We start from the raw sequence: 24,214 nt of genomic DNA, 5'->3' as shown, positions 1-24,214 counted from the left end.
TCCGGCGTCTCTCCAATAGTCCCGCCATTCGAATGGAATCTCCTTTATTTTTTTGCGGGCTGGCTTTCGCTTACTGTGTCGGCCAGCCTTTTGATAAGCAGCTCGAACCGACGATTGGTAAACCCCAATGAATTTTGGTAGGCAACAGGAATCTTAGAAAGATTTTCTTCATCTGTACACTCCTCGTACAATTCAATAAACTCCTTTTCCGTACTCCATTTTTTATCTTCTGGCTCTATGGCGCATTGGATCAGGAATGGTATAATTTCAAAGTCTGGTAAAGTTCCGTGTACCAAATCAAATCTCGGATGAATTTCTTCAATCCTACGACGAGTTAAAATACCAAACGATAGGTTATATACGACACCTCCTAGTTCAAGGCTAAGTTTTGTATCAGAAAATATTTGTTCCATGTTATTCGATTTGAAAAACAACCTCTTCGACATATGTAAAAGAGGTTGTTTCAGTGTGTGTTAATTTGATTTTACGCTGTTTGAGCTGTTAATACAGGCGGCTCGTCAATGTTAAGACCTACCGTGTAAGTCATAGCTTCGCCATTTGTGCCGGATTCGCGGAAGTTTGCGATGTATGCCCAGAAAGTTCTGACAGTATCACCAACATACTTTCCCTCGTATCGGTATTGTCTGCGAACCTGTGGTTTTACAGATGCCCATGTTTCAAAATCAAGAGATGATACATTTGTAGCCTGCTCTCCTGCTGCGTATTGAAATACAAACCCGTTAAGCTGGAAATCGTAAACCGGATCTGATCCCGAATCAACGTTACGTTCACCGGAATCACAATTTAGCTTGAGCATTTCATTCGCCAGTCCGTAATCCTTTCCGGTGGCACATCCAACCCAAACCCAATCAGGCGCGGCCATGGTCCCTTTATTTACAAAGAGATTTCGCTCTTTGGCCAACACGGCCGTTTGAACTCTCGCTTGTTTTGCCATTACTTTAAGTGTGTATAGTGTTATTAATTTTTAATCTCTGCGTAAGCTTCATATTCAATTACTTGAATGTTACGAGTACCAGTTTCGTCATAATCATCTGCAGTTTGTTCGCCTTCCAGTATTGAAATTCCTACATTTCCGACCATTCCGGAGTAATCATCTAGGGTTTGACGAATAAGTCTGATAATCTCAGCGCATTTTGAGTACTCCGTAGCATGGACTCCTATCTCCAAAATACCAGTGTGAACATGACCAGCATCGCAACCCATCTTTATCATCCGGTAGGCACTCACATACATTGCAGGATACACTTCGTCCGGTTTAATAATATTGGGACGAATTCTCTTGCCGACAATTGCCGCGAGTTGCGTGTTGGCGAGAAGTAGCTTTATAATTGAGCTTGTAATCATGTGTTAATTTGCGGCCATGTTGCTTTGGTCCACTTTACGAATGCTTCACGATACTCTTTTTGAAAATCTGCCGCCACGCCCGGAAACGTTGCATCATTGGCGCGTTGTAGAAAGTTGTTTGCTGTCATCCTACCGCGGTTGGCTCCTTTTTTCGTTTTACGCATCTTAGTACCCTGCGTAATGAAGATCGTCCGCCATCCAACTTTATCTCCACGCTTAGAGACTCCGACAAGCACCCTGCCAACCTCTCCCGCGGCCGGTTTGACTATTTTAATGCGAAGATCTCGTCTGGTTGCTCCGCCGCGCCGGTAAGCATTTGCATTTTTACCTGCGCTCCGCTGCTTCAGTGAGATTCTTTCGCGATCATTATTTGATACAGGAACTTCCGCTTGGGCTTTACGAAGCATCGGCCGCACTGCTCTGCGCAAAACGCTATTTGCTTTCTGCGTCGGCATGATGTGAGCGTAACGCTTCATTGAATCAGCCAGCTTATCTACCTCCTTTGTATCAAACTTTACTTTCATTCTAGCGCCAAAGTTTTTACTCGTATCGCCTGCCTTCTACCAATTTCAGATGGGGGGGAAATGATTTTATATTCCTTACCAGTAAAAACATCTACCAGCTTCCATGTGCTTTTAATGCCCATGTTCGGAATGAACCGCAATTCCCATTCAACGACATTTTTGGACTGCACAGCCTTGTTATCTTGCTGCTCTCCATCAGTCGTTACATTGTCTTTTCGATGAGCGGGAAAATTCTGATAGGCCGGTTCGAACTGAATCTGAGATTCATTGTACTCATTTTCGGTATTAACTGGCCTGAGCAGAGTTACCCGCCTGTCATACCGCCCTGCTGTAAAATTCTCTTTAACCTGCATAAGGAATAATGAAAGGAGTCAACAGCTTGTCAGATAAAGTTCTTTTTTCTGATACGCCGTCGCCTCGGTTAACATAAAACTCTCCGATCCTGGCTCTGATCGCCTGACGTATTCCAGCTGGAACTTTATCAGGCTCAAATCCGGCCTTAAAAACAACTTCGTAAAAAGGAGCTGTAGCTGGAGTGCTGTACCAGATGATCATTGACGAACGCTCACTGGTTTGCATCAAATAGTAACTGCCGGCATCAATAACAGTAGCTCCATGCTTGATGCTTACAATTTCTTTGATATAGAAAGTATCGTTGAATTTGTAAGGTAGGCAAGGGGAGTGCCACGTGTAAGTTGAGATACCGAGCTGAAAATTTAGCTCCTCCTCGATACTTTCAACAGCTGACTTAATAACCTCCTCAATGACATCATTTTTCCCATCATAACCCTCAATATCCATTTCTAGCCATGCCTTAGCCAAGTCAATGGAAATGACGGAAGTGGTATATTTCTGGGTTATGAAAGGATATGTTTTCATTGATTTTATAGTGCTCTGGCGTATCCCTTTTCAATCAGCTCATTCGCCTTTTCTTCAGTCAAAGTTGGCGTCTCCTTTACGTCATGAGCAATCATAGGGTGAAACTTGATAATTTCAACTTTCTTTGTTTTGACATTGGATTTAGTATCCTTTTCTGCCGATTTTTCTTCTGCCATTTTAAATATAGATGTGGCCGGATTAACCGGCCTTGTTATGAGATAATTAAGATTGGAGACTAAAACGTCAGAGCATCTTTGATCCCCGCAAATGATTTCGCACGTTTCACTTTCACACCCCAGAATGCGTTGGCCGTAACTTCGATTTGCCCCTTCTTCGCCTTAGTATATGGATTGGTAATGAATCTCGTACCTCCCCAACGCCCTACAGCTAAACCTTTTGGATCGCCGAAAATGATTGCAGATCCATTATTAGAAGTACCTTTTGTCAAGGTTGACGGCACCATATTTGTGGTAACTGCGGAGTATCCATTAAGATCGTTGCTATCTCCCCAGACCGGAATACCATTAGTGCCGGCAAATTTCTGAGTGACTTTCAGCTTGCCTTTAACTTTGGCATTGGTTAGATACTTCGGAGATCCCTGCAAATGATCTATACTGTCAATCATTGTTTCCAATTTGACAATATCCTCCCACGTTGCCGCTGCTCCGTTTGTTCCAAGTGCAAGCAAGTTGCCGTTGCCGGAAGTGATAGCGGTAAGTAAGTGTGCGAGAACTTCACGGTTCAATTTCTGAGCTAACTGACTGGAAATCTCATTCAAAACAAATCCTTGCATATCAATAGAGGACTGATCCAGGATCTGATAGGAAATAGGCACAGTCGCGCCACGGCGGCTTGGCTTCATCTCGAATGAACTGAAAGTGATCTCATCATCTTCCATTTCTTCAATTTCCGTCAACTCCTGAATGTCGATGGTAGTTTCCTGAACAGGGAATACCAGGTCGCCTTTCAATCCGCTCATGATTTCGACTCCCCATTCACTAAGGAATGTCTTTGCCTGAATCAATCGTTGGATACTTTGAAGCTCTTTCTGCACAAACAAACCTCCCAAGTCGCCAGGAGCAGTATTTTGAATTGTGACACCCTGACCAAGTGCACGGCTTTCATAGACCTCATCCAGCACGATAATACCTTTGCGAGGCCCCGGAATAGAGATACCATCCTGCAAAGCACGTTTTTCCCCTTCCTGAGAGACTTCAAGCTCAATACCATCCAATGAACGCTGCTCGGCATCAAGCAGTAAGGCGCGGTTAAGGTTGAAACGAGCCATATCCTTGCGATCCTGCTTTGAAGTATCACGGTTACCCATGCCAGCTCCACCCGAAGCAGCGCGACCGATCTGATATGCTTCCTGCACTTCCAGTTCGGAAATTTGGGTTTTTAGAGACCGAATTTCGGCCGACTTTGCTTCAAACGCAGCATGTTCATCGCTGTTCAAATTTCTTTGCTCAGCATCGCCCGCCTCGAGAAGTTTATCAGCCTCAGCGGAACGTAAGGCCAATTCGTCCCGTAAATCTTTAAGTGTTTTCTTAGCCATTATTGTTTGTGTGTATAGTGTAAAATTTAGAATCCTATCGACAGTCGCATTTTTGCGAGCTGCGCGTTGTATGATTTTTCCTCCTGTTGAAACGTTGCAATAAAATCGTCAAAAGACCTCGAAACGATTTCAGTTGTAGTGTCAGGAAAAGCAGGTACTGTAACCGGCCCCCATTCTAACACCACGATAATTTTTCTTACATACCTGGTAACTAATCCATTCGCTCCTCTTTCCCAATAATCGCCGTTTGGAGCGATATTGAACACAAAAGAGCTTCCTGTTACGTCCCTACGATCAATAGGAGCAAATACCATGTCCCGAATCAATTGTGTATCAGGCGGCAGGGTCTTATAAGGCATTCCAGTTTGGTCAATCTCGTATGTAGCAGTACCATTCCGGACTGATCCTAAGATTATGTCCTTATTGTGATTCCAGCAGGAAATTGCATTCGAGAAGTCAGCCCCGTCAAGCGCATTTTTGTCAATGATCTCCTGAAAGCTGTTAATACCTTTGGCGACAGACCTTAACGTACGCATAATACGAGAAGGAGAGTCAAATACAATTGACTTACCTTCAATCCAGCGAGCGCCTTGTTCATCCTGCAAAGTCCTTACCTCACTCTGCTCCTGAGGTAGAAACGCCTTTTCCATTTTGCTCTCCTGTTTTAACGTCTTTAATTAGCGATATCGGCGTCATCGTGCCGTTCATGTATGCATCGTCACCGCCTTTTTTCAGTGGCCTAAGATTATCGAAGTATCTACCCTCGTTCGGCGTCATTGTCCCGGCATTAACCGAATTGATAATGTGCTCCGATTGTGACTTAAAGTCACCCCTCAGAAGTCCTTTGAAATTATGCTCGGTAAAATATCCATCCTGAATTTCATCCTTCCTGAAACACTTGTAGTCAACCTCTTCTTCGATTTGTCGCGCCCAGGGCATAAGAACTGAGTTTGTAACAATCGTATTCATTGCCTCAACGCCGGTTCCCCAGGAGCTTTGAACCTCTGTGTCGCCTATAACAGTAAGCGGCAGATTGAACATTTTAGCGATATCCTTATCTGACTTGTCGAAAATCTCTAAAAGCCTTGAATCTGCCGGATTTAGGCCAATTTTGATATATTCAGAGCCTGTTGGTAGGATCGAAACGCCGGAACCGTCTTTATAGGAGGTCATAACCCGCGACTTTATCTCCATTGCCGCCTCTTCTTTTTTTACACCATTTACACTTGGGTGCGTAATAAAGCCTCCCATAAATGTGCCATTTTCAAAGAACTTGGTCGTAAATCCCATAGCTTGAAGATTTACGCGCAAGCAACTATTTTGAAATGTGGTTACAGAAGTCCCTTCTCTTCCGTCAAATGACAAGTCTTTTAAAAAGATTACGTCGTCTTGCGATAACGTCTTTCCGGTTTTTGTAATGTGGAAGAAATAGCTATCACTCCCTTCGTCAAAAATCGGATAAACTTCTGAGCACGCATGCGGAATGATTGACTCCGTACGACGCATTTCATCTCTAATAATTTCAGATATACTCCAACCGTGAACGAGCGCATTAACCAACATTGTCCTGCGCCCAATAAACGGGGACATATTTCTGTTCATTCTCGTTTCAAGAGCGTAGCTCAAAGGGTGATTTAACTCCCTATCCGTCCATTTTTCATCATAACGATATACATTATACGGAAGACTTGATATTTGATTACTGATGTATTTCACAAACCCGTAAAAGGTCGCGATACCCATCGAGTTGTTGGCGGAAACATTACCAATAAGATGCTCCAATCCCAAGTTTTTCAGGAAAGTTGCAGCGTCATCCATTGTAGAGGCATTCATTGACCTTTCTTCTGTCAATGGTTCTATATCAATAGATGGCTCAGGCACATAAGTGCTTCTCTTAAAAATATTTCCTGCCCACTCAAACAAAGTGTAGTGTGTGTTATAGTTCGTGGGCACTAAATTACGGCTGTTAACCTGCAATACATTGGCTCATTCTCAAATACTAGGTATTGGCAATACCTAGTATTTTTTGTTAGCAGTATAAATAGCCGCTTTTAGTGAATCTAGCGTGTTGTAATAGTTCTGGCATCCACTTTTACTACAAGTAGATGATATTTTTATGTATGCCTGATGAACAGACAGCCCCTCTCTTCTTAAAGCGTTGAATAGCCTAAAAAAACCATCCTTCGTTAACTTCAACTCTTCGCTTTGTATTTTTAAACTAGTAGATTCCATAGTTTTCGTCCAGATCGTTAGTATCCGCAACAACGTGCCACATAGAAAACTCTCCTATAGCCATAATTGCAGCAATAATTCCATCAATTTTATCCTTACTCTTGTCCTTGGCCGGTTTAATCTGTCCCAAATGATTCGTCATGATCGCAACATTACCGAGCATCCATGTTGTTACAGGATTGCCGTCATGCCGGATAATGCCGTTTGTTACCATTTCTTCAAACATGCGGGTAGGTGAATTGAAAGCAGCTATTGCCTGTGAGAATTTTTCAAGTTTTGCATGGTTTGCCCATTTGATTTCTCCATTTTGCAAATTCTTCTTCGCTCCCCAACTCACCCCTAACTGTTCGGATACCTGATCAAAAAACAACTGACCATGATTAGGGTCCATTCCTATAAATTTAATATCCCACATCTCAGCACACTCTATTATATCCTGCATAATAAAGTTGTAATCAGTGGTTTTACCCTCTGTAGCATGTAAATGCTCTTCGGTAATCCAGTCATTATAACTGATACCGCCTCTGGCTGCATATTCGGCCGCTTCCTTTGCTACGTAATGATACAATTTCAAATACTTATGCTCTGGAAAATACAACGCGAATGAAGATATATCATTACTGTTACCCAGATCTATTCCGCCAAAACACGAAGCTCCACGCGGGGGTGTGAATTCCAGATCCGCGCAGGCAACCCAATTCTCTTTCGGAATCCAGGTAACGTCAGCATCAACCCATAGGTTAAGGTGCTTTGTTTTAAACTCAACTTCTTCACGGCCATTCTTCTTTGCCTTTTCGTATTCCTCTTGAAGAAACTGCGGACGAACAGAAACACCGTAGTTAGGGTTTGCTTTCCGCCACATCGCCGGATCTTCCCAATCATCACCCTCATCGAGCGTATAGATCATCGCGAACATATTTTCACGATCATACACTGCTTTCAAAACGTCAATACAACCGCTCCGATATTTATAGCAAGGTCCCTGTTTATTTGAACCAGATGTTGTAATGGTGAAAAATAACGGCTGCTCCCTCGCCGCCATCCCCGAACGAAGGGACGTTTTTACGTCATCCGTCTTATGGACGTGATATTCATCGAATAATACACAACTCGAATGCTTACCTTCAGTATTATCCGCGTCGTGAGATACGGCCAGCATCGTACCTTCATTGTAATCGCAATAAAGATTGTAGGTTAAGATATCCAGCTCCGGCCTAAGTATCTCCGACTGCCTTGCCATTGATTTGGCAGCCTTGAAACAAATATTTGCCTGATCCCTGGTTGCAGCAGCCGCGTAAACTTCCGGAGTGTTTTCATCATCCAATACCAGCATACCTAGACCCACGCCTGCGGCAATCTCAGTCTTTCCGTTCTTCTTTGGAATCTCAATGTAAACTTCCGTAAACCGCCTATTACCATCATCCAAGCGAACCCACCCGTAGATATTGGCAATAATGAAGCACTGCCACGGCTCCAAAGAAAACGGCCGACCCTTCCATTTGCCTTTTGTAAAACGAAGCATCTCGAAAAAGTCAAGCCACTTTTGTGCCGCCTCTTCATCGAATTTAAAACCCTTCGCTTCGCCATTTATCAAGTCATCTTGAAATCTTTTAACAGCTAGTTTTATAAGTTCGCCCACAACAATATCACCCGACGAAACGCCGGAGGCATAATCATAAGCTTTAGAAATCGGGTTAATCATGAACTACTCTTGCCTCTGTTGCGCAACTCGTGTAAAGGGTTTTTCTTTTCTCCGATGGCTGACTTAACTTTAGCTCTGCTCGCAGGTGTCATACCAAATTCAGTCAATAATTTTAACAGGGTTTTTTCTGAATCTGCCAAGATATCATAAAGCGGATTTTTCTTCTGAACGGTTGCTCCGACATCGGACTTATGCTTTATCAGATACTTTTTCATATCCGGCATTTCGTCAGTCAGCTTTTTGACTCGAACAAAAGTTTTGCACAACAAACCGAAAGCAACCTCGTCCGTTTCTTTGAGTATCTCATTTTTCTGAAGGTGCTCATACCATTCAGACCAGACAGCTTTTTCTTCTTCATTCAGCCAGTCAACTGGTGATTTTTGCAACGCGTCTTTTACTAGTACGCGCTTACTGTGTCGATCTTTTCTATACGTTCCTTGCGCCTTTAGTAATTCTGTACTTTTCGGCTTCCTGCCTGCCATAGAATATTTGGTCTTTTTTGCCCTGTCGGGGAATTTGCTGTCAATTTTGACACGATATAAGAAAGAGAGTGACGACGGTTGCCAAAAAAGGTCGAAAAACCTTTTGACCCCTCCCCCTGGCTCGACCCTATTGGTAAAGTGCAATTTTCTTGATATAGTACAATTTATGATGATGTGATGACTTCGACCACGATCAAAACCGCTTCAGGTATCTCGATTTATGCCGTCTTGCAGCGGCTGTGTAAATCTCTGGATCTCGCCCAGCCAGGTCCGGCATGTTAGCCATGCGCTGTCTGTTCTCTTCAGCTGACTTGATTACATGACATCGCTTACACAATGATTGAAGGTTGTCGGGATCATAAGGATCTCCACCTGATTCAAGCGGCATCTTATGATCAACTTCAACGGCTTCGGTTAGCGCATCCTTCTTGTGGCATTCCTCGCAGTAGGGGAAGTCTAGCAACTGCTGAGGTCTTACTTTGTCGCGCCATTGGCGACTATTACGAATCTTGCGGACTTCCGCAGATGTCCGAACGCTCATGCTTATTATAGATTATGTAAGAAAATAGAGGAGCAGCAAGGCCACTCCCCATTCTATTTTTCATCAACAAATAATTGCAAGGTCGTTTCGGTAGAGTACGGCGTAGATGTAGGAAGAATTTTTCATGATTATTTTAGTTTTTCTGATGAAGTATAATGAATGCAATGATAGTAATTATTTCGTCCCCTAGCAAGTACACCCTGAAAATATAAATGAGCATAAATAGCTTATATAAAGCTACATATGCTCATTAAAATCTTAATTAAGATTAAGAACCGAAGGACCAAACTCCTCAAAGTAAATAGCCTCTTTCGCTACACCTTTTGTTCTGAGATCCTGATATTGTTTACTGATGAAAGATGACGGGCCGCAGAGATAAAAGTCGGCATCTGCCACCGGTAATTCCTTTTCCTGAATGTAATTCAGATCAACAATACCAGCAATCACAGATGCATCGCAGAGCCGTTCCGTTTCATTGTAAAATATGTGCTTTGTCAGATTCGGATACGCATCTGCCCAATAGTCAACTGTGTTTTTGAAAGCATGTACGGATTCATTCCTGCAACCATGAACCCATGTGATCGGTCGTGAGTCAGATTGCTGTAAGAGTGTTTCCAACATACTAACCAGTGGAGTCTGACCTACGCCGCCGCTGATAAAAACGATGGGATTCTCAGAATCCTGATTCAGTACAAAATCCCCTGCTGGCGCACTCACATCTATCAGATCGCCCGGATTGACAAAATCGTGTAACCTGTTGCTGATCATTCCGTCTGTGTTCAGCTCAGCACCTTTTTCGCGTTTCACCGAAATCCGAAAATACAGTTGATTCGGTGCATTGGAAATACTGTACTGACGGGGTTGCAAGAGATTGAGCTCAGGAAGGAACAATCTTATACTCAAAAACTGTCCGGGTACATGGTCCGGCACCTTACCTCCGTCGGCAGGGTACAGGTGAAAAGAGGTAATCTCAGCCGATTCTTCAATTTTATCCTTCACAATGAATGGTCGCCAGCCCGTCCAGCCATTTTCTCTGTTGACCTGGTTGGCATACAAGCGCGCTTCTGTTCCTGCCATAATGCCAGCCAACTGTCCGTAAGCCATTGTCCATGCTTCGATCAGTTCGGGCGTTGCTGCGTCACCCAGTACTTCACCTATAGAGGCGAGCAGGTGCCTGCCGATGATATCATAGTGCTCGGGGCGTATATCCAGACTGGTATGTTTATGTCCGATTTTTTCAAGAACAGGAAGTAATACCGACGGGTTATCAATATGCTCAGCATATGCCAGAACCGCCATTGCGAGCGCTGTCTGCTGTTTTCCATTTTGCTGATTTCCCATATTGAATGTGTTTTTCAGTTCCGGATTAAAAGAGAAAACACGGCGATAAAAATGTGTGGTTAATAAAACACCATGTTCTTTTAAGACGGGTACGGTAGCTTTTACGAGTTCTTTATGTATTGTTTCCATATGGCAATTCAATTTATAAAATATTAAAGGATCTTTTTATCTTCTATTTTTGTAAATTTTTTCAATTCCTCCCTAAGTGTACCAATCGACGTTCAAGCAGATCATTAAACTGGCTCACCGTAGCAGATTGTAACATTTGCTGCATCTGATTTCTGATTGATTTAAATTCATTGTGTATGGGGCAGGGGTTCTTTTCAGAACAGAATGTCAATCCTAAGCCGCACCCTTTAAAAATCTTATCCCCGTCAATGGCATTGACCACATCCGCAAGCGTTTTATTCATAGTTTCACTATTGATATAAAAACCACCATGCGGACCTTTCGCAGACTGAACCAGGTTTTCCCGGCCAAGCTGCTGCAGAATTTTAGCAATAAAGGGTTCAGGAGCATCTATGGCATGTGCAATTTGCTTAAATCCGGTTTTTCCACCAGATTTGGACTGCTGAGCTATATAGATCATCGCTCTGATGGCATACTTACACGTTTTTGAAAACATGCCGTAAAGATAATATTGAAATCATAAATAAAAGATAGAAATGTCTTTTATTTTCTTGAGAATTATTCAGTTACGTATAAAGCATTGAATAAAGGTGTCGGGTCACAGAAAAAATTGCAATATTTGTCAGTTTCTGAGAATAAATGTTTGAAGATCCAGTTAAATTATAGCATGCCTTTTATGTAGGATCACAGCCGTAGTGAACCAGTTTCGCCTAGTTTGAGTAATTTTTTATAATGCGCAGTATTTCAACGTTTTGGAATTGCTTCCAAAAAACCTCGTTAATAGTTATTTTAATTGTCCTTTTTATGCAGGCAGGCAGACTTTCTGCCCAAAGTGCTGCGGATCTCCGCAAGCTTATTGATATGTCCAATAGCCTTCATGCCTCCAGACTTAAGGTAACAAAAGATACGAGTTGGCATAAAATGGAACTCGGTGCTAATTTTAATCAGGGATCTTTTAGCAGCAACTGGACGGGCGGTGGTGTTAGTTCGGCAGGAATAGGAACATTTTTTAATGCACTCTTTGAAAACAGACAAGGCAAAAATTCGTGGCGGACTGATTTACAGTTGCAATATGGATTTTTGAAAAACAGAGGGCAGGAAAATCGGAAAAGTCAGGATCGGATTTTTTTTGATGCAAAATATAACCGGGAGATTGATCAGAAATGGACGCTTTTTGGGAATATTAACTTTCAGTCTCAATTCGCGGCTGGTTATAATTATGAATTTGTAGTTGATTCTGTAAAAGTGACCAGGCAGACTTCCAGATCTTTCGCTCCGGCCTATTTTACGCAATCCATCGGTCTGGAATACAAGCCGGATGCGTTCTTCTTCGTCGACTTTGCGCCAGGTGCATTCCGGCAGACTATCGTTTGGGACAGAACACTATATCCGTACACACCCGACCAGAATAATTATGGTGTGCCAATAGGCAAGCGTATCCGATACGAGCTGGCATTGATGCAGATTGTGGCCAACTATAACAGAGATATTACCAAGCAGGTGAATGTGAAATGCAGATACCAGCTTTATTCAAGTATACTCGATCCGTTCAATATAGATAATCGTATTGATGCGTCTGTTACCGCAAAAGTGAATAAATTTATCAATGTGAATTTCAGCGCGATATTGGCCTATGATGATGATCAGAGCAACAGCGTGCAATTTGCACAAGGTCTGAACGTTGGCTTTTTGTATTCGTTCTGAGATGAATCTTACCATAAGGTGGCTATTATCCAATATATTACGAGCGCTAACATGACTATTTTATGGTACGTACACCGCTGTGTCAATTTGCAGTACTTCTCAGTTTTATTGTAATCGGCCTTTCCAGCACCGGCTGCCGTAAAGATCCGGACCCTCTGCCTTCCGAGCTGGCAGACTCAACGAGTATTTATGATATTGTTGACAATGCAGTCAGAGTTACAACCTCATTGACTGAGACTTTGCCTGGAACGGTACTTAGATATGGTTTTGTATATGCAGAAAATTCGGTAACCGGGCTACCTACCATTTCAGATAGGAGCAGAGAATATACCGGAGGGCTTCCATCGCCTGCGAAATATACAATTCTCATCCAGGGTCTTGTGAAGAATACAAACTACAAACTCAGGGCATTTGTAGAAACTAATAATGGGATCGTATATGGTCAGCTCCAAACATTTACAACCCAGCCGGACTATATCAAACGACTTGTACAAACCCTGGACGGCTCACTCAGGAACCAGGGTTTTGGCTACAGCTTTATTGTAACGAGAAAGAATGAAGTGGTGGGTGAAGGTTTTGGCGGATATCAAGCCAGACGTATCGAGCAGGGTGGAGAAAAACTGGTCAGCCTGGATACTAAAATGCAGGTGGCGAGTATGACCAAGACCATCACTTCGGTTGCTTTCCTTAAACTGGCTGCTGAAAAAGGTATTAAAACCAGTGACCCCATCATGGCGTATCTTCCAGCTTCCTGGACGAAAGGTCCGAACGTTGATAAGATTACCTTCAGAGATTTGCTGCTTCATCGAAGTGGTCTTGTAGGCTTCACTGACGTTTGCCAGAATGGCGCTTTCCTTGAAAATGTATACAGTGGGTTGGTATCCCTGATTCAGAAAGGAGTGAGAACTGATAACCGAGGCAGACAATGTTATCAGAACGCAAATTATGGTATGTTTAGAATACTGATTCCGGCTATACTTGGATACAAATTCACGGGAGACGATCAGACAGATGATCTGGAAACAAGAAAAATCTATGAAAATTATATCAAAGAAAATGTGTTTGCCAAACTGGGCGTAACCTCAGATGACCTGTTTGTAAACGCTGCCCAATCGCCGGTATATGGTTATGATCATCCTTATACAGAGGGAGGATTCGGTTTTGATCCCGGGGATTTCAGGAATACAGCAGGGGGTTATGGTTTATATCTATCCGCCAGAGAAGCTGCGAAAATATATGCGGGCTTGTTTTCCACCTCAGATGTATCTGTGTTATCTGCTGCTTTGAAAGATTCTGTACTGACTGCCGGGTTAGGGAGCTATAGTACAGTTACGCCGCAGGGTAAATTTTCATATCACGATGGGTGGTGGCAACTTGGACTGGGAACCGGGCGCGCCAAGGGCTTCAGGAGTTTGTGGATGAAGTGTCCTGACGATCTGACGGTGGTTATTTTTACCAATGCACTAAGGAATGGCGATGGGCTTTTTCCGATTCGTTCTGATTTCTATTCAGATATTACATCTTATGTTTTATGGGCTTTTTCAGGTATCAATACAACAGAGAATAACAGACGAACGGAGCCGGTTAATTTTCATAAATATTTGCACAATCCGGAGCCTCATTGAAATACTTGATAGCAAAAAAATGGGTACCTGCCGAAGCGGGTACCCATTTTTATTTAAAAGCAGTAAGTTTAGAATCCTTTAGGAGCAGAACCGGCTGTTGGAGTCCATCCCGGGTTCTGGTAAATCGGAGATGTTGAAACATCACCGCCGGTTGCTGTCAGAAGGAAATGCTGTGCGGCAATCGGGTTGAGGTAATGTGCCATTGCCCAACGTGAACCTTTGTAAGAGTCGGCATTACTGCGAATCTGATGAGGTCTCAGGTACTGGCTTAATGCGGGGTCAGATACAACTGATGCATTGTTTGTTGCGCCAAATGTAAGCTGAGCTGGTGTATACCAGGCTTTCATTGGACCCCATAATTTGAATCCTTCTACATGGTAAGGCGTATTGATCATCTGGTCCATCGCTCTCCATCTTTTCAGATCCATAAAGCGAAGTCCTTCTGCCATTAGCTCACTACGACGCTCACGACGGATGTTGTACAAGGTTGGAGAGATCAGCTGATTTGCAGAGTATGCACCCCAGTCAGCAGTTTCTTTGCTCATTTGAGTAGCTGCAATGGTAGCGTCGATATTCGTACTTACTTTCGCACGTGTACGGATCTGCTGCCAGTACGTTCTTGCGTCACCGTCAAGTGCTCCTGTTTTTTCGTAACACGCTTCCATATAATTCAGATAAGCTTCTACTGCTCTGAAAGTGATGGAGCCTGTATACCCAGCTCCGTTTCCTGCGTGTGCTGCATTGTAAGTCAGACCTTTCCGAATGGTATAACCAGTAGAATATTTTTTCTCGTTGCTTGATTCCCAGATTTGAGGAGTTGGCTCAATTTCTGTTGCATGAGTTCCCTGATCTAAGTTGATCAAGACATTTTTCTGACCAGGTTCTTTCAAAAATAGGTTCAAACGTCCATCGCGTCCCTGTCTCACGTCGGTAATAAAATCATCACCTTTATAACCACTACCCGCTGCATAAATCGGAAGGCCATTTGCCATTACGAAACTTTCAACCATACTGCGCGTAAGTCCAACAGCATAGTTTCCAGCCATGGCATTCACGGGTACGTTGTGTGTTATCAGTGTTCTATTATACTGTCTCCAAAGTAATACTTCGCTATAGCTGCTCATGCTTTCAGCACTGAACATAGTAAAATACGGATTCTCAGCTGCAAGTGCTTCAATTACTCCTGTGTTATTGACTAAGGTAGTTGTAGATGCTACTTCCTTGGCGGAAGCCATTGCCTGTGTTAAGAAGAAATCTATTTCCCCTTCAATACTTCCACTTGGGAATTGGTAATTAGCGTTATAAGCTTTGCTTTTCCCTGGCCATTCAGGACCATTAGGTACCAAAGCAGTTCCTTTGAAATATTTCAACCAAGTTCCTTCATAAAGACCCACACGAGATTTAAGTAATTGGGCTACTTTTTTGGAGATACGGTTCGTGCCGCCGGTCGGAGCGGCGTTTTGCATCAGCAAAGCAGCAGAATCCAGATCTGAGATGATGAATCGAGCCACTTCATTTCTGGGATTTCTTGCACTCGCTGCTGTAAGTATCTCTTGGTTGTCTGCCATTGTATTTCTTACGATGGGGAAATCTCCGACAGCCTGCAATTTTGTGAAATACTCATAAGCTCTCAAAAAGTAAAGTTCTCCAATATAGTGACGGATATTTGCCACATTACCTGTTATAGCACCTGACTGAAGTCTGGGAACCGCAGCTTGAAGGACATAATTGAGCTGATAAATATTATTAAAGTTCCAGTCCCCACCATCAGCTCCTACACGCCACAAACCTGGTATGTATTTGTTATCTAAATTCGGCACAGCCATGTTATCGGTGTTGCCATCGAAACCAAACGTACCAAAATTCCAGTTAGGATGAGAAGGCAGAACTTCGGTGTACCGGGCCACCGCATACGCTGCCAATTGTGATTCTTCCTGCAAATAGGCTTCCGGAGATATATTTGACAAAGGAGCCTGGTCCAGATAGTCATTACACGATACCGCAAATGCGGCGGTCATGATCACTGACAGACCACTGATTATTCTATTGTTAAAAATGTTCATTCTTCGTATTTTAAAAAGTTACACTTAGACCTGCTGCATATACCTTGGAGAGAGGATAAACACTTCCTCCTGATCCGCCGTCGATTGTCTCAGGGTCAAACATTTTAGCAACCTTGCTTCTGGTAAATATGTTTTCTCCTGATATGTAGAAACGTAGTTTTTGAACCGCAAATTTCTGAGTTATGGTAGCCGGAATGGTATATCCCAACTGTATATTTTTAAGACGGATATAAGATGCGTCCTGTAAATAGCCACTCTGTACCTGCTGATTCTTACCACTACTGAAGTTAGGCCGTGGATAGTATGAATCAAGATTCTCTCCCAGTGGGTGATTTGGATCATTACGGAAGTAATCAACATGCTCAACCAAACCAGTAGAGAACCACATGTTGCTTGTTGCACCCCAGAAAAAGTAGCTTCCTTGCCACATGTCTCTTTTCAATACTCCCTGTAAAAATCCACGGAAGTCAAATCCTTTCCAGTCCAGATTAATGTCCATACCTACGGTATAGCGTGGCGTGTTATTACCAAGTAGCCTCTTATCACCAGGATTGGCAAGGGTGTTTGCTCCCTGGTCAATTCTTCCGTCACCATTCAAGTCGGCATACATAACATCACCTGCTGCCCACTGTGAACCGAATGCACTTTGTCCGCCGTTTGGAAGACTAGACAGATGGGCATCCATTTGTTCCTGAGATCTGGCAATGCCAACGGTTTCGAATCCCCATATTTCTCCCTTTTTCTGTCCCGTTCTGTATTGAGCGAGGTCATTTGTTGGGTTAGGATATCTTGTGATCGTGGTTTGATTGTCAGATAATAAAAACTTCACATTATACCCTAAACCAGCCTTTGTACGGTCGTTGTAAGCAATCTCGAATTCAAATCCACTTGTTTTCTGGTCGGTGTTGTTAATCTGAGGAACAGTTATACCATAAATTGCAGGTAATGTAGGAGCAGGTCCAACCATATTCAAAGTTTCACGAAGGAACCAGTCAAATGAACCGGTAAGCTTATTGTTAAACAACCCCCAATCAAGTCCGATGTCGTAGCTCTTAACAGTTTCCCAGGTCAGCGTAGTACTGATTGGTAACGGAGAACTTGCTATGTTAGGACGTACGCCGTCGATCAGCCAGCTTCCTGCCCCTGCAGAGACACGCTGTGTTAAATAAGTTGGATAAAAATCGTTAGAGTTTTCTCTAGCTTTCTGATTACCTAGTTGTCCGTATGAAGCGCGTAGTTTCATGGTATTGATAACTGAGATGTTATCTTCCCAGAAGCGCTCTCTTGCCATATTCCATCCCACAGAAACTGATGGGAAAAGATTCCAACGCTGCGCTGCACGGTAACGGGAAGAACCGTCGTATCTCAGGTTAGCCTCAAGCAAATATTTTCCTTCGTAGTCATAATTAAGGCGCCCAAAAAATCCCGCAGTTGCCCAACGATGATAAGTTCCGTTTACGATTGGAGGAGTTGGTTTACCGTTAATATCATTTCCATCGGTGGTATTAAGGGTTGGTAAAGTAGCGACCATTATACCATTCTTCGAAGCATTGAACATACGAGACTTAAACAATTCTGTTTGGAAACCTCCCATGATTTTGAAGAAATGCTTTTCTGCCACAGTCTTACTATACTCTGAATAGAGGTTAGTGTTGAAGAAGTTCTCTTTATATGCATACTCGTAAACTTCTGAGTTACGACCGTAAAGTACAGGGTTGCCTGCTACATCATAGTTATACGTGCGCTGCACATCCCAGTGACGGAAATCATTTCGGGTACGATAGTTGATTTCTGCAAATGTTTTCCAACCTTTCACTGGTTCAAAAACCAATTGCAATTGCTGATAAAGGTTGTCAGTCTGGTTACGGTCCTTTCCTCCATCACGCATTCCCAAGGCAGGAGAAGGTGAGCTGAACAAATAACCATTTGGATCATAAAGTGGTAAAGTCGGCCATCCCTGACGTCCAAGGTTTTCATAGAAGCCGGTGCCCAGCTGTGATGGACGATTATAATCTTCGCGAATAAAACGAGTACTATAATTGACCGATACCTGATCTGTTAATTGAGAATTGATTTTCCCTGTAAAACCATAACGGGTAAAGTCATCCTGGTTGAGTTTCATTAAACCCTCCTGACCCATGTAGTTACCGGATAGGTATACCTGTGTTTTTTCACTACCACCACTCAGGCTGAAGTTATGTTCCTGAGAAAGCGTTCTTGCACGATACATTGCCTTATACCAATCCTGATTTGCATTTCCATGTGCATATCCGTCAGCCCAACGGGTTGGATTATTGGGATCGGGGATCGTTGTATTTGTGATTACGCCATTTTGATAATCCAGAATACGTTGTAAGTGAGCTGCGTTGAAGTGAGGTGCACTTCCTCCGTTTTGTCCCGCGTCATTAAAATAGAGCGCAAAAGTATAAGAATCCATCATTTTAGGCATTAATACCGGAGTCGATGAACGCAAGCTATTGTTGTAATTTAACTGAAGTTTCCCGGACTTACCGCGCTTGGTAGTAATAAGTATTACACCAAAAGCTGCACGAGATCCATAGATAGAAGCGGCTGAAGCATCTTTCAGAATGGAAATATTTTCAATATCCTGTGGGTTGATTGAATTTAATGAACCTTCCATACCATCCACTAAAATTAGAGGATCAGAAGAAGAACCGGTGCCGATCGAGCCTACACCACGAATGTTGATGGAAGGATTACTTTCCAGCGATCCGTTGTTTTGAGCAATATTCAAACCTGTAACCATCCCTTGTAATGCTTGCGTCGCATTTCGTACGGGGCGGTTTTCAATAGCTCTTGCATCAACCGTCGCTACAGCACCCGTGAGGTTCACTTTCTTTTGTGTACCAAAACCGACAACAACTACCTCATCAAGGTTATTATCATTATTAGCCATGGTCACATCTACCTTGTAAACACCACCTGCCGAAGGCTGACGACTTGCAAGTGCTATTTCATTCGCTGTGTAACCGATGAAGGTAAAGATCAGAACTGCATTCTTGTCCGCATCGAGCTTATAATTTCCATCCACATCGGAGATGGTTCCGGTGGTTGTACCTTTCACAACCACACTCACGCCAGGCAATGCTCCCTGGGCATCTTTTACTACTCCTTCCACTTTTACAGTTTGTGCAAAGCTGCTGGTGAAGGATAACAAAGTCATCATAAAGCCGAGCAGTAAACCAGGCTCTCTGAGAAACACGTGTAATTTTCTTTTCATTATAGAATAATTGGTTAGAACTTCATCCGGTGAGGTTACTGGGGCCGGATTTTACAGAACTTATTAAACATGGTGGTCGACAGTTCGGATATCAACCGGGGAACAGGGGATTCTCTTTTAATTTGCAGTAGATTTCTCTTGTGTCATATGTACACTTATAGTTTGGTGGATATTGCTTTTTACCATCTGATTTAAATGGCTCGATTCTCTGTTCAGATTGCTCCTCCAGTGCTATCAAGATCTTTGTGTGTGAACTGTACTTTTGAAAGAAATGCCTTCGTTTGATTGTATCTGTTCGATGATTTTATATCATAGCCTTTACCAATACATAAAGACTTCAAAAGCAGGTATTCTGATACAGATTGATTTACTTAGTGTTGTATTTTAAGCATTTCGACTAAGTGTCAAATAATAATTTGAATAGTTCAAAATTATGAACCTGATGTGATAAAAGAGGGGTGCAATTCGTTTTTAAAGGGGTGTAATTCGTTTGAATACAAAAAAAGATAACAAAAATTTAATAGTACTATTCTAATATTAGTTAAGATGCTGGTGAGGGTTGAGGTAGCATCCTTTCAGGAATAATGAACAAAGAATAAGAATGAGGAATCGGTTATTGGTTATCATATTTAGTGTGTTGCTGTCTTGTGTAATCAGGTTGCACGGCCAGCCTGTGAACGCATTTAAATTTGAACATATAACGGTGGACGAAGGACTTGCTCACAGTGATGCAATGGCGGTGAGTCAGGATTCAAATGGATTCATATGGATCGGGACCAACAACGGGATCAACCGTTATGACGGGTACGAGCTGAAAAAATATGAACTCTATAATGATGGAGAAAGCGGTGTTTCAAGTAATAGAATCCGTGTACTGCACAGTGGCAGAAATGGGCGTATATGGGCAGGAACAGAACGTGCAGGATTATTTTGCTACAACCCGGCTAGTGATGCTTTTGTGAATATCAAAGCAATGATTCCGCAGGGTCAGTTCAGGAAAAATTTAGACCGGATCAATAAGACTACCATTCGGTCACTGGTTGTTGATGCAAAGGGTAAGTTGTGGATAGGCACACAGGATCAAGGATTGTTTGTTCTGAGATTGGACACGAAAGGTCAGATCAGTGCACTCGAAAATATCAGATTCAATTTATCTTCCCCGATACCTTTTGATATATCCAGTTTACAAATGGATCCCGCCGGCAAAATCTGGATAGGGACTTTTGGGGTAGGCTTGTGGCGAATGGATGCTTATCAGGCGGAGAATGCAAACGTATATCCTCAAAGGGTTTCTAATTTCACTGAACAGTTTATACGGGCGATGTATCTGGACAAATCCGGTGATTTATGGATTGGCGGGGATCAAAAGATATATAGAATTGTAAAAGAGGAAGTATTTGCACAGCGGCCAGCCTTTATTACAGCGTCTACTGTATTCAGAGGTGTGCAGTGTTTCTTTATGGATTCATCACGACGCTTGTGGATTGGTACTGATTTCGGATTATTGATGACCGAAAATACTGGCATCCAGTCCGGCGACTATACGTTTCGAACTTTTTTACCATCTGATGGAGAAGTGAACAGCATCAACTCAGGCCGAATACATGAAATACTGGAAGATTCTTTTAATAATTTGTGGTTGGCAGCTTCGTCGGGTGGGATAAATAAAGTGCATCTTAATACAGCACGTTTTGCCCATCTAAGCCGTGACGCTACCAAAAGCAGTGCACTTCCTAACAATTATGTAAATGTGATCAGGAAAGATGAGCAATATAATCAACTGTTCATTGGTACCAGAAATGGTTTCTCCCGTTACGATCCTCAACGGCGTCATTATACTAATTTCCTAAATCGCTCGCTGCAGGGAAATGTTACAGGTGTAGATGTTGCTGCATTGTACATTGGCGGGGATGCGGTCTGGATCGGAACGCGCTATAACGGACTTTTCTTACTGGATCGTAAATCGGGCACAGCATTAAGGAGCCTTCCCCCGATTCCAGGGTATAAGCCATGGAATTATATGAGCATAGAGAGCATCATTACGGATAAGCATCAGCAGGTTTGGGTAGGGACAACCGAAGGTTTGATGCTTTTTGATCAGAAGGGTAATTTCATCAGGGCATTTTATACTGAAAACTCTGCTTTGCCTTCAAACCAGTTTACTTTTTTATTATATGACAGCAAAGAAGATGTTCTCTGGGCAAGTACTGCTGATAATGGTATTCTAAAGATCAAAGCGGGGAAAGAATCATTGCGTGTGCTCAATCACTTCAGTCATCGTGCTGATGACGAAAATAGTTTAAAAGTCAATTTTGCATGGCCGTTACTACAGGATGAGTCAGGTGATATTTGGGCAGGAACTATCGGTGGCGGTCTGCACCGTTTGGTTAAAGAAAAAGAAACATACAGGGTAGAGCGATATTATGAATGGTTACCTGAAAATGATATTGAAAGTATACTTGCTGATCAAAATGGTAACCTGTGGATAGGAGGGGCGGGTTTATTCAGATTTACTACTGAAACTAAAAAAGTGATGCAGTATGATGTCAGTGACGGCTTGCAGAGCAATTCCTTCAAGGTAGGTTCTGCTTTTCATTCCGCTGATGGAACGATGTATTTTGGAGGAACAAATGGACTTAATTATTTCAAACCTGAAGCCATCCGGCCTAATCCACATGCACCCGTAGTGCATATTACCAGATTGAGGGTATTGAATAAAAACTCCGGAGATCATGACAATGAGGTGGGAAGCACGATGGTTACACGACCGTTTTCAGAACCTGAAGGAGTGATGATCAAGGCATCAGAAAATGACTTTTCTTTTGAGTTTGTGGGATTAAATTACATCAATCCCCACAAACAACAGTATGCGTATTTTCTGGAAGGTTACAATACAGACTGGATACAATTGCCGGAAGGACAACGTGTGGCTAGTTTTGCGAATATTCCTGCGGGAGAATATATCTTCAAAGTAAAAGCCAGTAATGGCGAAGGGCTTTGGTCAGTGAAACCAGCGCAGGTGAAGGTGATTGTTTTACCTCCCTGGTATAAGACATGGTGGGCTTATGCAGGCTATGTGTTAATCATTTTGGGTGCTTTTTTAATTTACAGGAAGATAACGTTAAGCAGACTTGAATTAAAGAACAGGATCGCACTCGAAAAAATCCATGCTGAAAAGGAGAAGGAGATTGCAGAGGTTAAGATCAATTTCTTTACCAATGTCTCCCATGAGTTTCGTACACCACTCACGCTGATTTTAGGGCCAATGGAAGAATTTATGGCCTATCTCGGAGAGTCGGGTGAGATGAAAGAGAAAGTGAATATGATGCACAAGCAGACCCAGAAACTGCTCAATCTTGTGAATCAGCTGTTGAGTTTCAGAAAAGTAGAAACGGGTAATGCAATGCTGTCTGTAACAAGAGGAAATATTCTGAGCTTTATCCATGAAATTTTTCTCATTTTCCGGCATAAGGCACAAGAGCAAAATATGAGTTACCAGATCACTCTGCCTGAAGAAGAAATACAGCTTTATTTTGACACAGAGAAATTGGAAATAGTGCTGACCAATCTTCTGTCAAATGCCTTCAAATATTCTCCGCAGGGAGGACAGGTTGATATAGAAGTGGTTGTGAATGGAGACAAAAATAGTGATGCAGTTTTTCTAGCCGGAAAGCTGATTCATAATTACCTTCAGATAACTGTAAGAGATACTGGTTTCGGGATCAGTGAGCAGGATGTAGACCGTATTTTCGATCCTTATTACCGCGCTTCTCATGTAGTGGCTGATGCCGAAGGAACAGGTATTGGTCTCGCTTTGGTGAAACAGCTTGTCCACAGTCATTCGGGTGAGGTTTCTGTGAGCAGTAATCCGGGAAAGGGAAGTACATTTGAAGTAAGACTCCCTTTTGGAAAGTCTCATATATCTGTATCCCAGTTGTTGGAGGATAAGCAAGTTCAGTATGACAGAAATCTTCAATATAACGAAATCAAAGAAATGGAATCTACGCCTGTGGCAGCTATTGACATAGCTTCCGGAACGCGTCGTAAAATGTTGATCGTAGAAGATAACTCAGATCTAAGGGAATACCTGAGTAGTTTATTTGCACCTGCATTTGAAGTGGTTCTCTCGGAGGATGGCGTTGATGGATGGAATAAAGTACCTGATCTGCAACCTGATTTTGTGCTGAGTGACGTAATGATGCCTGGCATGAATGGCCTGGATCTTTGTAAGAAAATTAAAAGAAATCCGAAAACTGCTCATATTCCTGTTTTGCTCCTTACTGCCAGAGTCGCAGCGATACAGGAACTGGAAGGTCTGGAAACCGGAGCGGATGATTACGTTGCCAAACCATTTAATCCGGGTATACTGAAAGCCAAGGTTAATACGATACTAATGAACAGAAATAAGCTTCATCAGTATTACCAGCGAAGTATTTTGCTTCAGCCTACGGAAATTGTTATACCCGACGAAGACAGGGCATTCCTCGAAAATGCGATGAAACTTGTTGAGCAGAATTTAGCGAATCCGGATTTCAATGTGCAAAGTCTGGTGGGAATGATGGGAATGAGCCAATCGGTTTTCTACAAGCGTGTGAAGAGTATTACAGGACAATCAGTAATCGAATTTATCAAAGATATTCGTTTGAAGCGGGCAGCTCATCTTTTGGCACATGGTCATGCACGTGTATCGGAAATCGCGCTGATGGTTGGTATAGAAGATCCAAAAAATTTCAGAGTTTCATTCCAGAAGATCTACCACATGTCGCCGTCACAATATGCACGCATGCACCGGCAAAATCATAAAGTCGACCATACCACAAGATAAAGATTT

At 42.7% G+C, this 24,214-nt stretch carries 20 protein-coding genes; 3 read left to right on the top strand and 17 right to left on the bottom strand.

Translation table 11 applies throughout. The features are described from left to right. Nucleotides 1-44 precede the first annotated feature (44 nt). The 15 genes from AC1XUE_RS05660 to AC1XUE_RS05590 form a co-directional block, all read right to left on the bottom strand. On the bottom strand, nt 45-413 hold the full coding sequence (locus AC1XUE_RS05660) for a hypothetical protein (RefSeq protein ID WP_483354963.1): 369 nt from the start codon (nt 411-413) through the stop codon (nt 45-47). A 71-nt stretch (nt 414-484) separates the two neighbouring features. Beyond that, nucleotides 485-955, bottom strand: a complete 471-nt coding sequence (locus AC1XUE_RS05655) for a hypothetical protein (protein WP_483354962.1) — start codon at nt 953-955, stop codon at nt 485-487. Between the two features lie 23 nt (nt 956-978). Then, nucleotides 979-1,365 carry a gp17 family tail completion protein gene (locus AC1XUE_RS05650; RefSeq protein ID WP_483354961.1) on the bottom strand — a complete coding sequence of 129 codons (387 nt, stop codon included), beginning with the start codon at nt 1,363-1,365 and terminating at the stop codon, nt 979-981. Continuing rightward, nucleotides 1,362-1,889: a hypothetical protein gene (locus AC1XUE_RS05645; protein WP_483354960.1), complete on the bottom strand. Its 528-nt coding sequence runs from the start codon at nt 1,887-1,889 to the stop codon at nt 1,362-1,364. The genes AC1XUE_RS05650 and AC1XUE_RS05645 overlap by 4 nt, the downstream gene beginning before the upstream one ends. Then, nucleotides 1,886-2,242: a phage head completion protein gene (locus AC1XUE_RS05640; protein WP_483354959.1), complete on the bottom strand. Its 357-nt coding sequence runs from the start codon at nt 2,240-2,242 to the stop codon at nt 1,886-1,888. Before AC1XUE_RS05640 ends, AC1XUE_RS05645 begins: the two co-directional genes overlap by 4 nt. Next, nucleotides 2,232-2,768 (bottom strand): hypothetical protein, encoded by a 537-nt coding sequence (locus AC1XUE_RS05635; protein WP_483354958.1) that lies wholly within the window; start codon nt 2,766-2,768, stop codon nt 2,232-2,234. Before AC1XUE_RS05635 ends, AC1XUE_RS05640 begins: the two co-directional genes overlap by 11 nt. A gap of 5 nt (nt 2,769-2,773) precedes the next feature. Beyond that, on the bottom strand, nt 2,774-2,944 hold the full coding sequence (locus tag AC1XUE_RS05630; protein WP_483354957.1) for a hypothetical protein: 171 nt from the start codon (nt 2,942-2,944) through the stop codon (nt 2,774-2,776). Between the two features lie 59 nt (nt 2,945-3,003). Further along, a complete protein-coding gene (locus AC1XUE_RS05625) occupies nt 3,004-4,323 on the bottom strand; it encodes a phage major capsid protein (protein ID WP_483354956.1) in 1,320 nt (439 codons plus the stop codon). Nucleotides 4,324-4,349: 26 nt separating this feature from the next. Beyond that, nucleotides 4,350-4,973: an HK97 family phage prohead protease gene (locus AC1XUE_RS05620; protein WP_483354955.1), complete on the bottom strand. Its 624-nt coding sequence runs from the start codon at nt 4,971-4,973 to the stop codon at nt 4,350-4,352. Then, nucleotides 4,939-6,276 carry a phage portal protein gene (locus AC1XUE_RS05615; RefSeq protein ID WP_483354954.1) on the bottom strand — a complete coding sequence of 446 codons (1,338 nt, stop codon included), beginning with the start codon at nt 6,274-6,276 and terminating at the stop codon, nt 4,939-4,941. The genes AC1XUE_RS05620 and AC1XUE_RS05615 overlap by 35 nt, the downstream gene beginning before the upstream one ends. Nucleotides 6,277-6,541: 265 nt before the next feature. Then, on the bottom strand, nt 6,542-8,257 hold the full coding sequence (locus AC1XUE_RS05610; protein WP_483354953.1) for a terminase large subunit: 1,716 nt from the start codon (nt 8,255-8,257) through the stop codon (nt 6,542-6,544). Then, nucleotides 8,254-8,739, bottom strand: a complete 486-nt coding sequence (locus AC1XUE_RS05605) for a phage terminase small subunit P27 family (protein WP_483354952.1) — start codon at nt 8,737-8,739, stop codon at nt 8,254-8,256. Before AC1XUE_RS05605 ends, AC1XUE_RS05610 begins: the two co-directional genes overlap by 4 nt. Nucleotides 8,740-8,932: 193 nt before the next feature. Beyond that, on the bottom strand, nt 8,933-9,280 hold the full coding sequence (locus tag AC1XUE_RS05600; protein ID WP_483354951.1) for an HNH endonuclease signature motif containing protein: 348 nt from the start codon (nt 9,278-9,280) through the stop codon (nt 8,933-8,935). A gap of 258 nt (nt 9,281-9,538) precedes the next feature. Further along, entirely contained in the window at nt 9,539-10,750 is a 1,212-nt protein-coding gene (gene hmpA, locus AC1XUE_RS05595; protein ID WP_483354950.1) for an NO-inducible flavohemoprotein, read from the bottom strand. Nucleotides 10,751-10,811: 61 nt separating this feature from the next. After that, on the bottom strand, nt 10,812-11,246 hold the full coding sequence (locus tag AC1XUE_RS05590; protein WP_483354949.1) for an RrF2 family transcriptional regulator: 435 nt from the start codon (nt 11,244-11,246) through the stop codon (nt 10,812-10,814). Nucleotides 11,247-11,554: 308 nt separating this feature from the next. Here AC1XUE_RS05590 and AC1XUE_RS05585 point away from each other — a divergent pair, with 308 nt between their 5' ends. Beyond that, nucleotides 11,555-12,454, top strand: a complete 900-nt coding sequence (locus AC1XUE_RS05585; RefSeq protein WP_483354948.1) for a DUF3078 domain-containing protein — start codon at nt 11,555-11,557, stop codon at nt 12,452-12,454. 62 nt (nt 12,455-12,516) lie between these two features. Next, nucleotides 12,517-14,079, top strand: a complete 1,563-nt coding sequence (locus tag AC1XUE_RS05580) for a serine hydrolase domain-containing protein (RefSeq protein WP_483354947.1) — start codon at nt 12,517-12,519, stop codon at nt 14,077-14,079. A gap of 68 nt (nt 14,080-14,147) precedes the next feature. Here AC1XUE_RS05580 and AC1XUE_RS05575 read toward each other — a convergent pair whose 3' ends face one another. Both AC1XUE_RS05575 and AC1XUE_RS05570 read right to left on the bottom strand, forming a co-directional pair. Beyond that, the gene (locus AC1XUE_RS05575) at nt 14,148-16,142 is read right to left on the bottom strand and encodes a RagB/SusD family nutrient uptake outer membrane protein (RefSeq protein ID WP_483354946.1); all 1,995 of its coding nucleotides are present in this window, start codon (nt 16,140-16,142) and stop codon (nt 14,148-14,150) included. 10 nt (nt 16,143-16,152) lie between these two features. Continuing rightward, nucleotides 16,153-19,383 (bottom strand): SusC/RagA family TonB-linked outer membrane protein, encoded by a 3,231-nt coding sequence (locus tag AC1XUE_RS05570; RefSeq protein WP_483354945.1) that lies wholly within the window; start codon nt 19,381-19,383, stop codon nt 16,153-16,155. A 601-nt stretch (nt 19,384-19,984) separates the two neighbouring features. Between AC1XUE_RS05570 and AC1XUE_RS05565 the strand changes: the two genes are divergently transcribed. Beyond that, nucleotides 19,985-24,208: a hybrid sensor histidine kinase/response regulator transcription factor gene (locus tag AC1XUE_RS05565; protein WP_483354944.1), complete on the top strand. Its 4,224-nt coding sequence runs from the start codon at nt 19,985-19,987 to the stop codon at nt 24,206-24,208. Nucleotides 24,209-24,214: the final 6 nt, after the last annotated feature.

Source organism: Dyadobacter sp. HNCC25DJ187, assembly GCF_056895255.1.
The sequence above is the reverse complement of the archived record's forward strand: the minus strand, read 5'-3'. Positions and strand labels throughout refer to the sequence as shown.

Bases quoted from the DNA above. Each gene is read 5' to 3' on its own strand.
- AC1XUE_RS05620 (WP_483354955.1), bottom strand. From the start codon at position 4,973: ATGGAAAAGGCGTTTCTACCTCAGGAGCAGAGTGAGGTAAGGACTTTG.
- AC1XUE_RS05605 (WP_483354952.1), bottom strand. From the start codon at position 8,739: ATGGCAGGCAGGAAGCCGAAAAGTACAGAATTACTAAAGGCGCAAGGA.
- AC1XUE_RS05650 (WP_483354961.1), bottom strand. From the start codon at position 1,365: ATGATTACAAGCTCAATTATAAAGCTACTTCTCGCCAACACGCAACTC.
- AC1XUE_RS05655 (WP_483354962.1), bottom strand. From the start codon at position 955: ATGGCAAAACAAGCGAGAGTTCAAACGGCCGTGTTGGCCAAAGAGCGA.
- AC1XUE_RS05630 (WP_483354957.1), bottom strand. From the start codon at position 2,944: ATGGCAGAAGAAAAATCGGCAGAAAAGGATACTAAATCCAATGTCAAA.
- AC1XUE_RS05640 (WP_483354959.1), bottom strand. From the start codon at position 2,242: ATGCAGGTTAAAGAGAATTTTACAGCAGGGCGGTATGACAGGCGGGTA.
- AC1XUE_RS05625 (WP_483354956.1), bottom strand. From the start codon at position 4,323: ATGGCTAAGAAAACACTTAAAGATTTACGGGACGAATTGGCCTTACGT.
- AC1XUE_RS05590 (WP_483354949.1), bottom strand. From the start codon at position 11,246: ATGTTTTCAAAAACGTGTAAGTATGCCATCAGAGCGATGATCTATATA.
- hmpA (WP_483354950.1), bottom strand. From the start codon at position 10,750: ATGGAAACAATACATAAAGAACTCGTAAAAGCTACCGTACCCGTCTTA.
- AC1XUE_RS05635 (WP_483354958.1), bottom strand. From the start codon at position 2,768: ATGAAAACATATCCTTTCATAACCCAGAAATATACCACTTCCGTCATT.
- AC1XUE_RS05610 (WP_483354953.1), bottom strand. From the start codon at position 8,257: ATGATTAACCCGATTTCTAAAGCTTATGATTATGCCTCCGGCGTTTCG.
- AC1XUE_RS05580 (WP_483354947.1), top strand. From the start codon at position 12,517: ATGGTACGTACACCGCTGTGTCAATTTGCAGTACTTCTCAGTTTTATT.
- AC1XUE_RS05645 (WP_483354960.1), bottom strand. From the start codon at position 1,889: ATGAAAGTAAAGTTTGATACAAAGGAGGTAGATAAGCTGGCTGATTCA.
- AC1XUE_RS05575 (WP_483354946.1), bottom strand. From the start codon at position 16,142: ATGAACATTTTTAACAATAGAATAATCAGTGGTCTGTCAGTGATCATG.
- AC1XUE_RS05600 (WP_483354951.1), bottom strand. From the start codon at position 9,280: ATGAGCGTTCGGACATCTGCGGAAGTCCGCAAGATTCGTAATAGTCGC.
- AC1XUE_RS05565 (WP_483354944.1), top strand. From the start codon at position 19,985: ATGAGGAATCGGTTATTGGTTATCATATTTAGTGTGTTGCTGTCTTGT.
- AC1XUE_RS05585 (WP_483354948.1), top strand. From the start codon at position 11,555: ATGCAGGCAGGCAGACTTTCTGCCCAAAGTGCTGCGGATCTCCGCAAG.
- AC1XUE_RS05570 (WP_483354945.1), bottom strand. From the start codon at position 19,383: ATGAAAAGAAAATTACACGTGTTTCTCAGAGAGCCTGGTTTACTGCTC.
- AC1XUE_RS05660 (WP_483354963.1), bottom strand. From the start codon at position 413: ATGGAACAAATATTTTCTGATACAAAACTTAGCCTTGAACTAGGAGGT.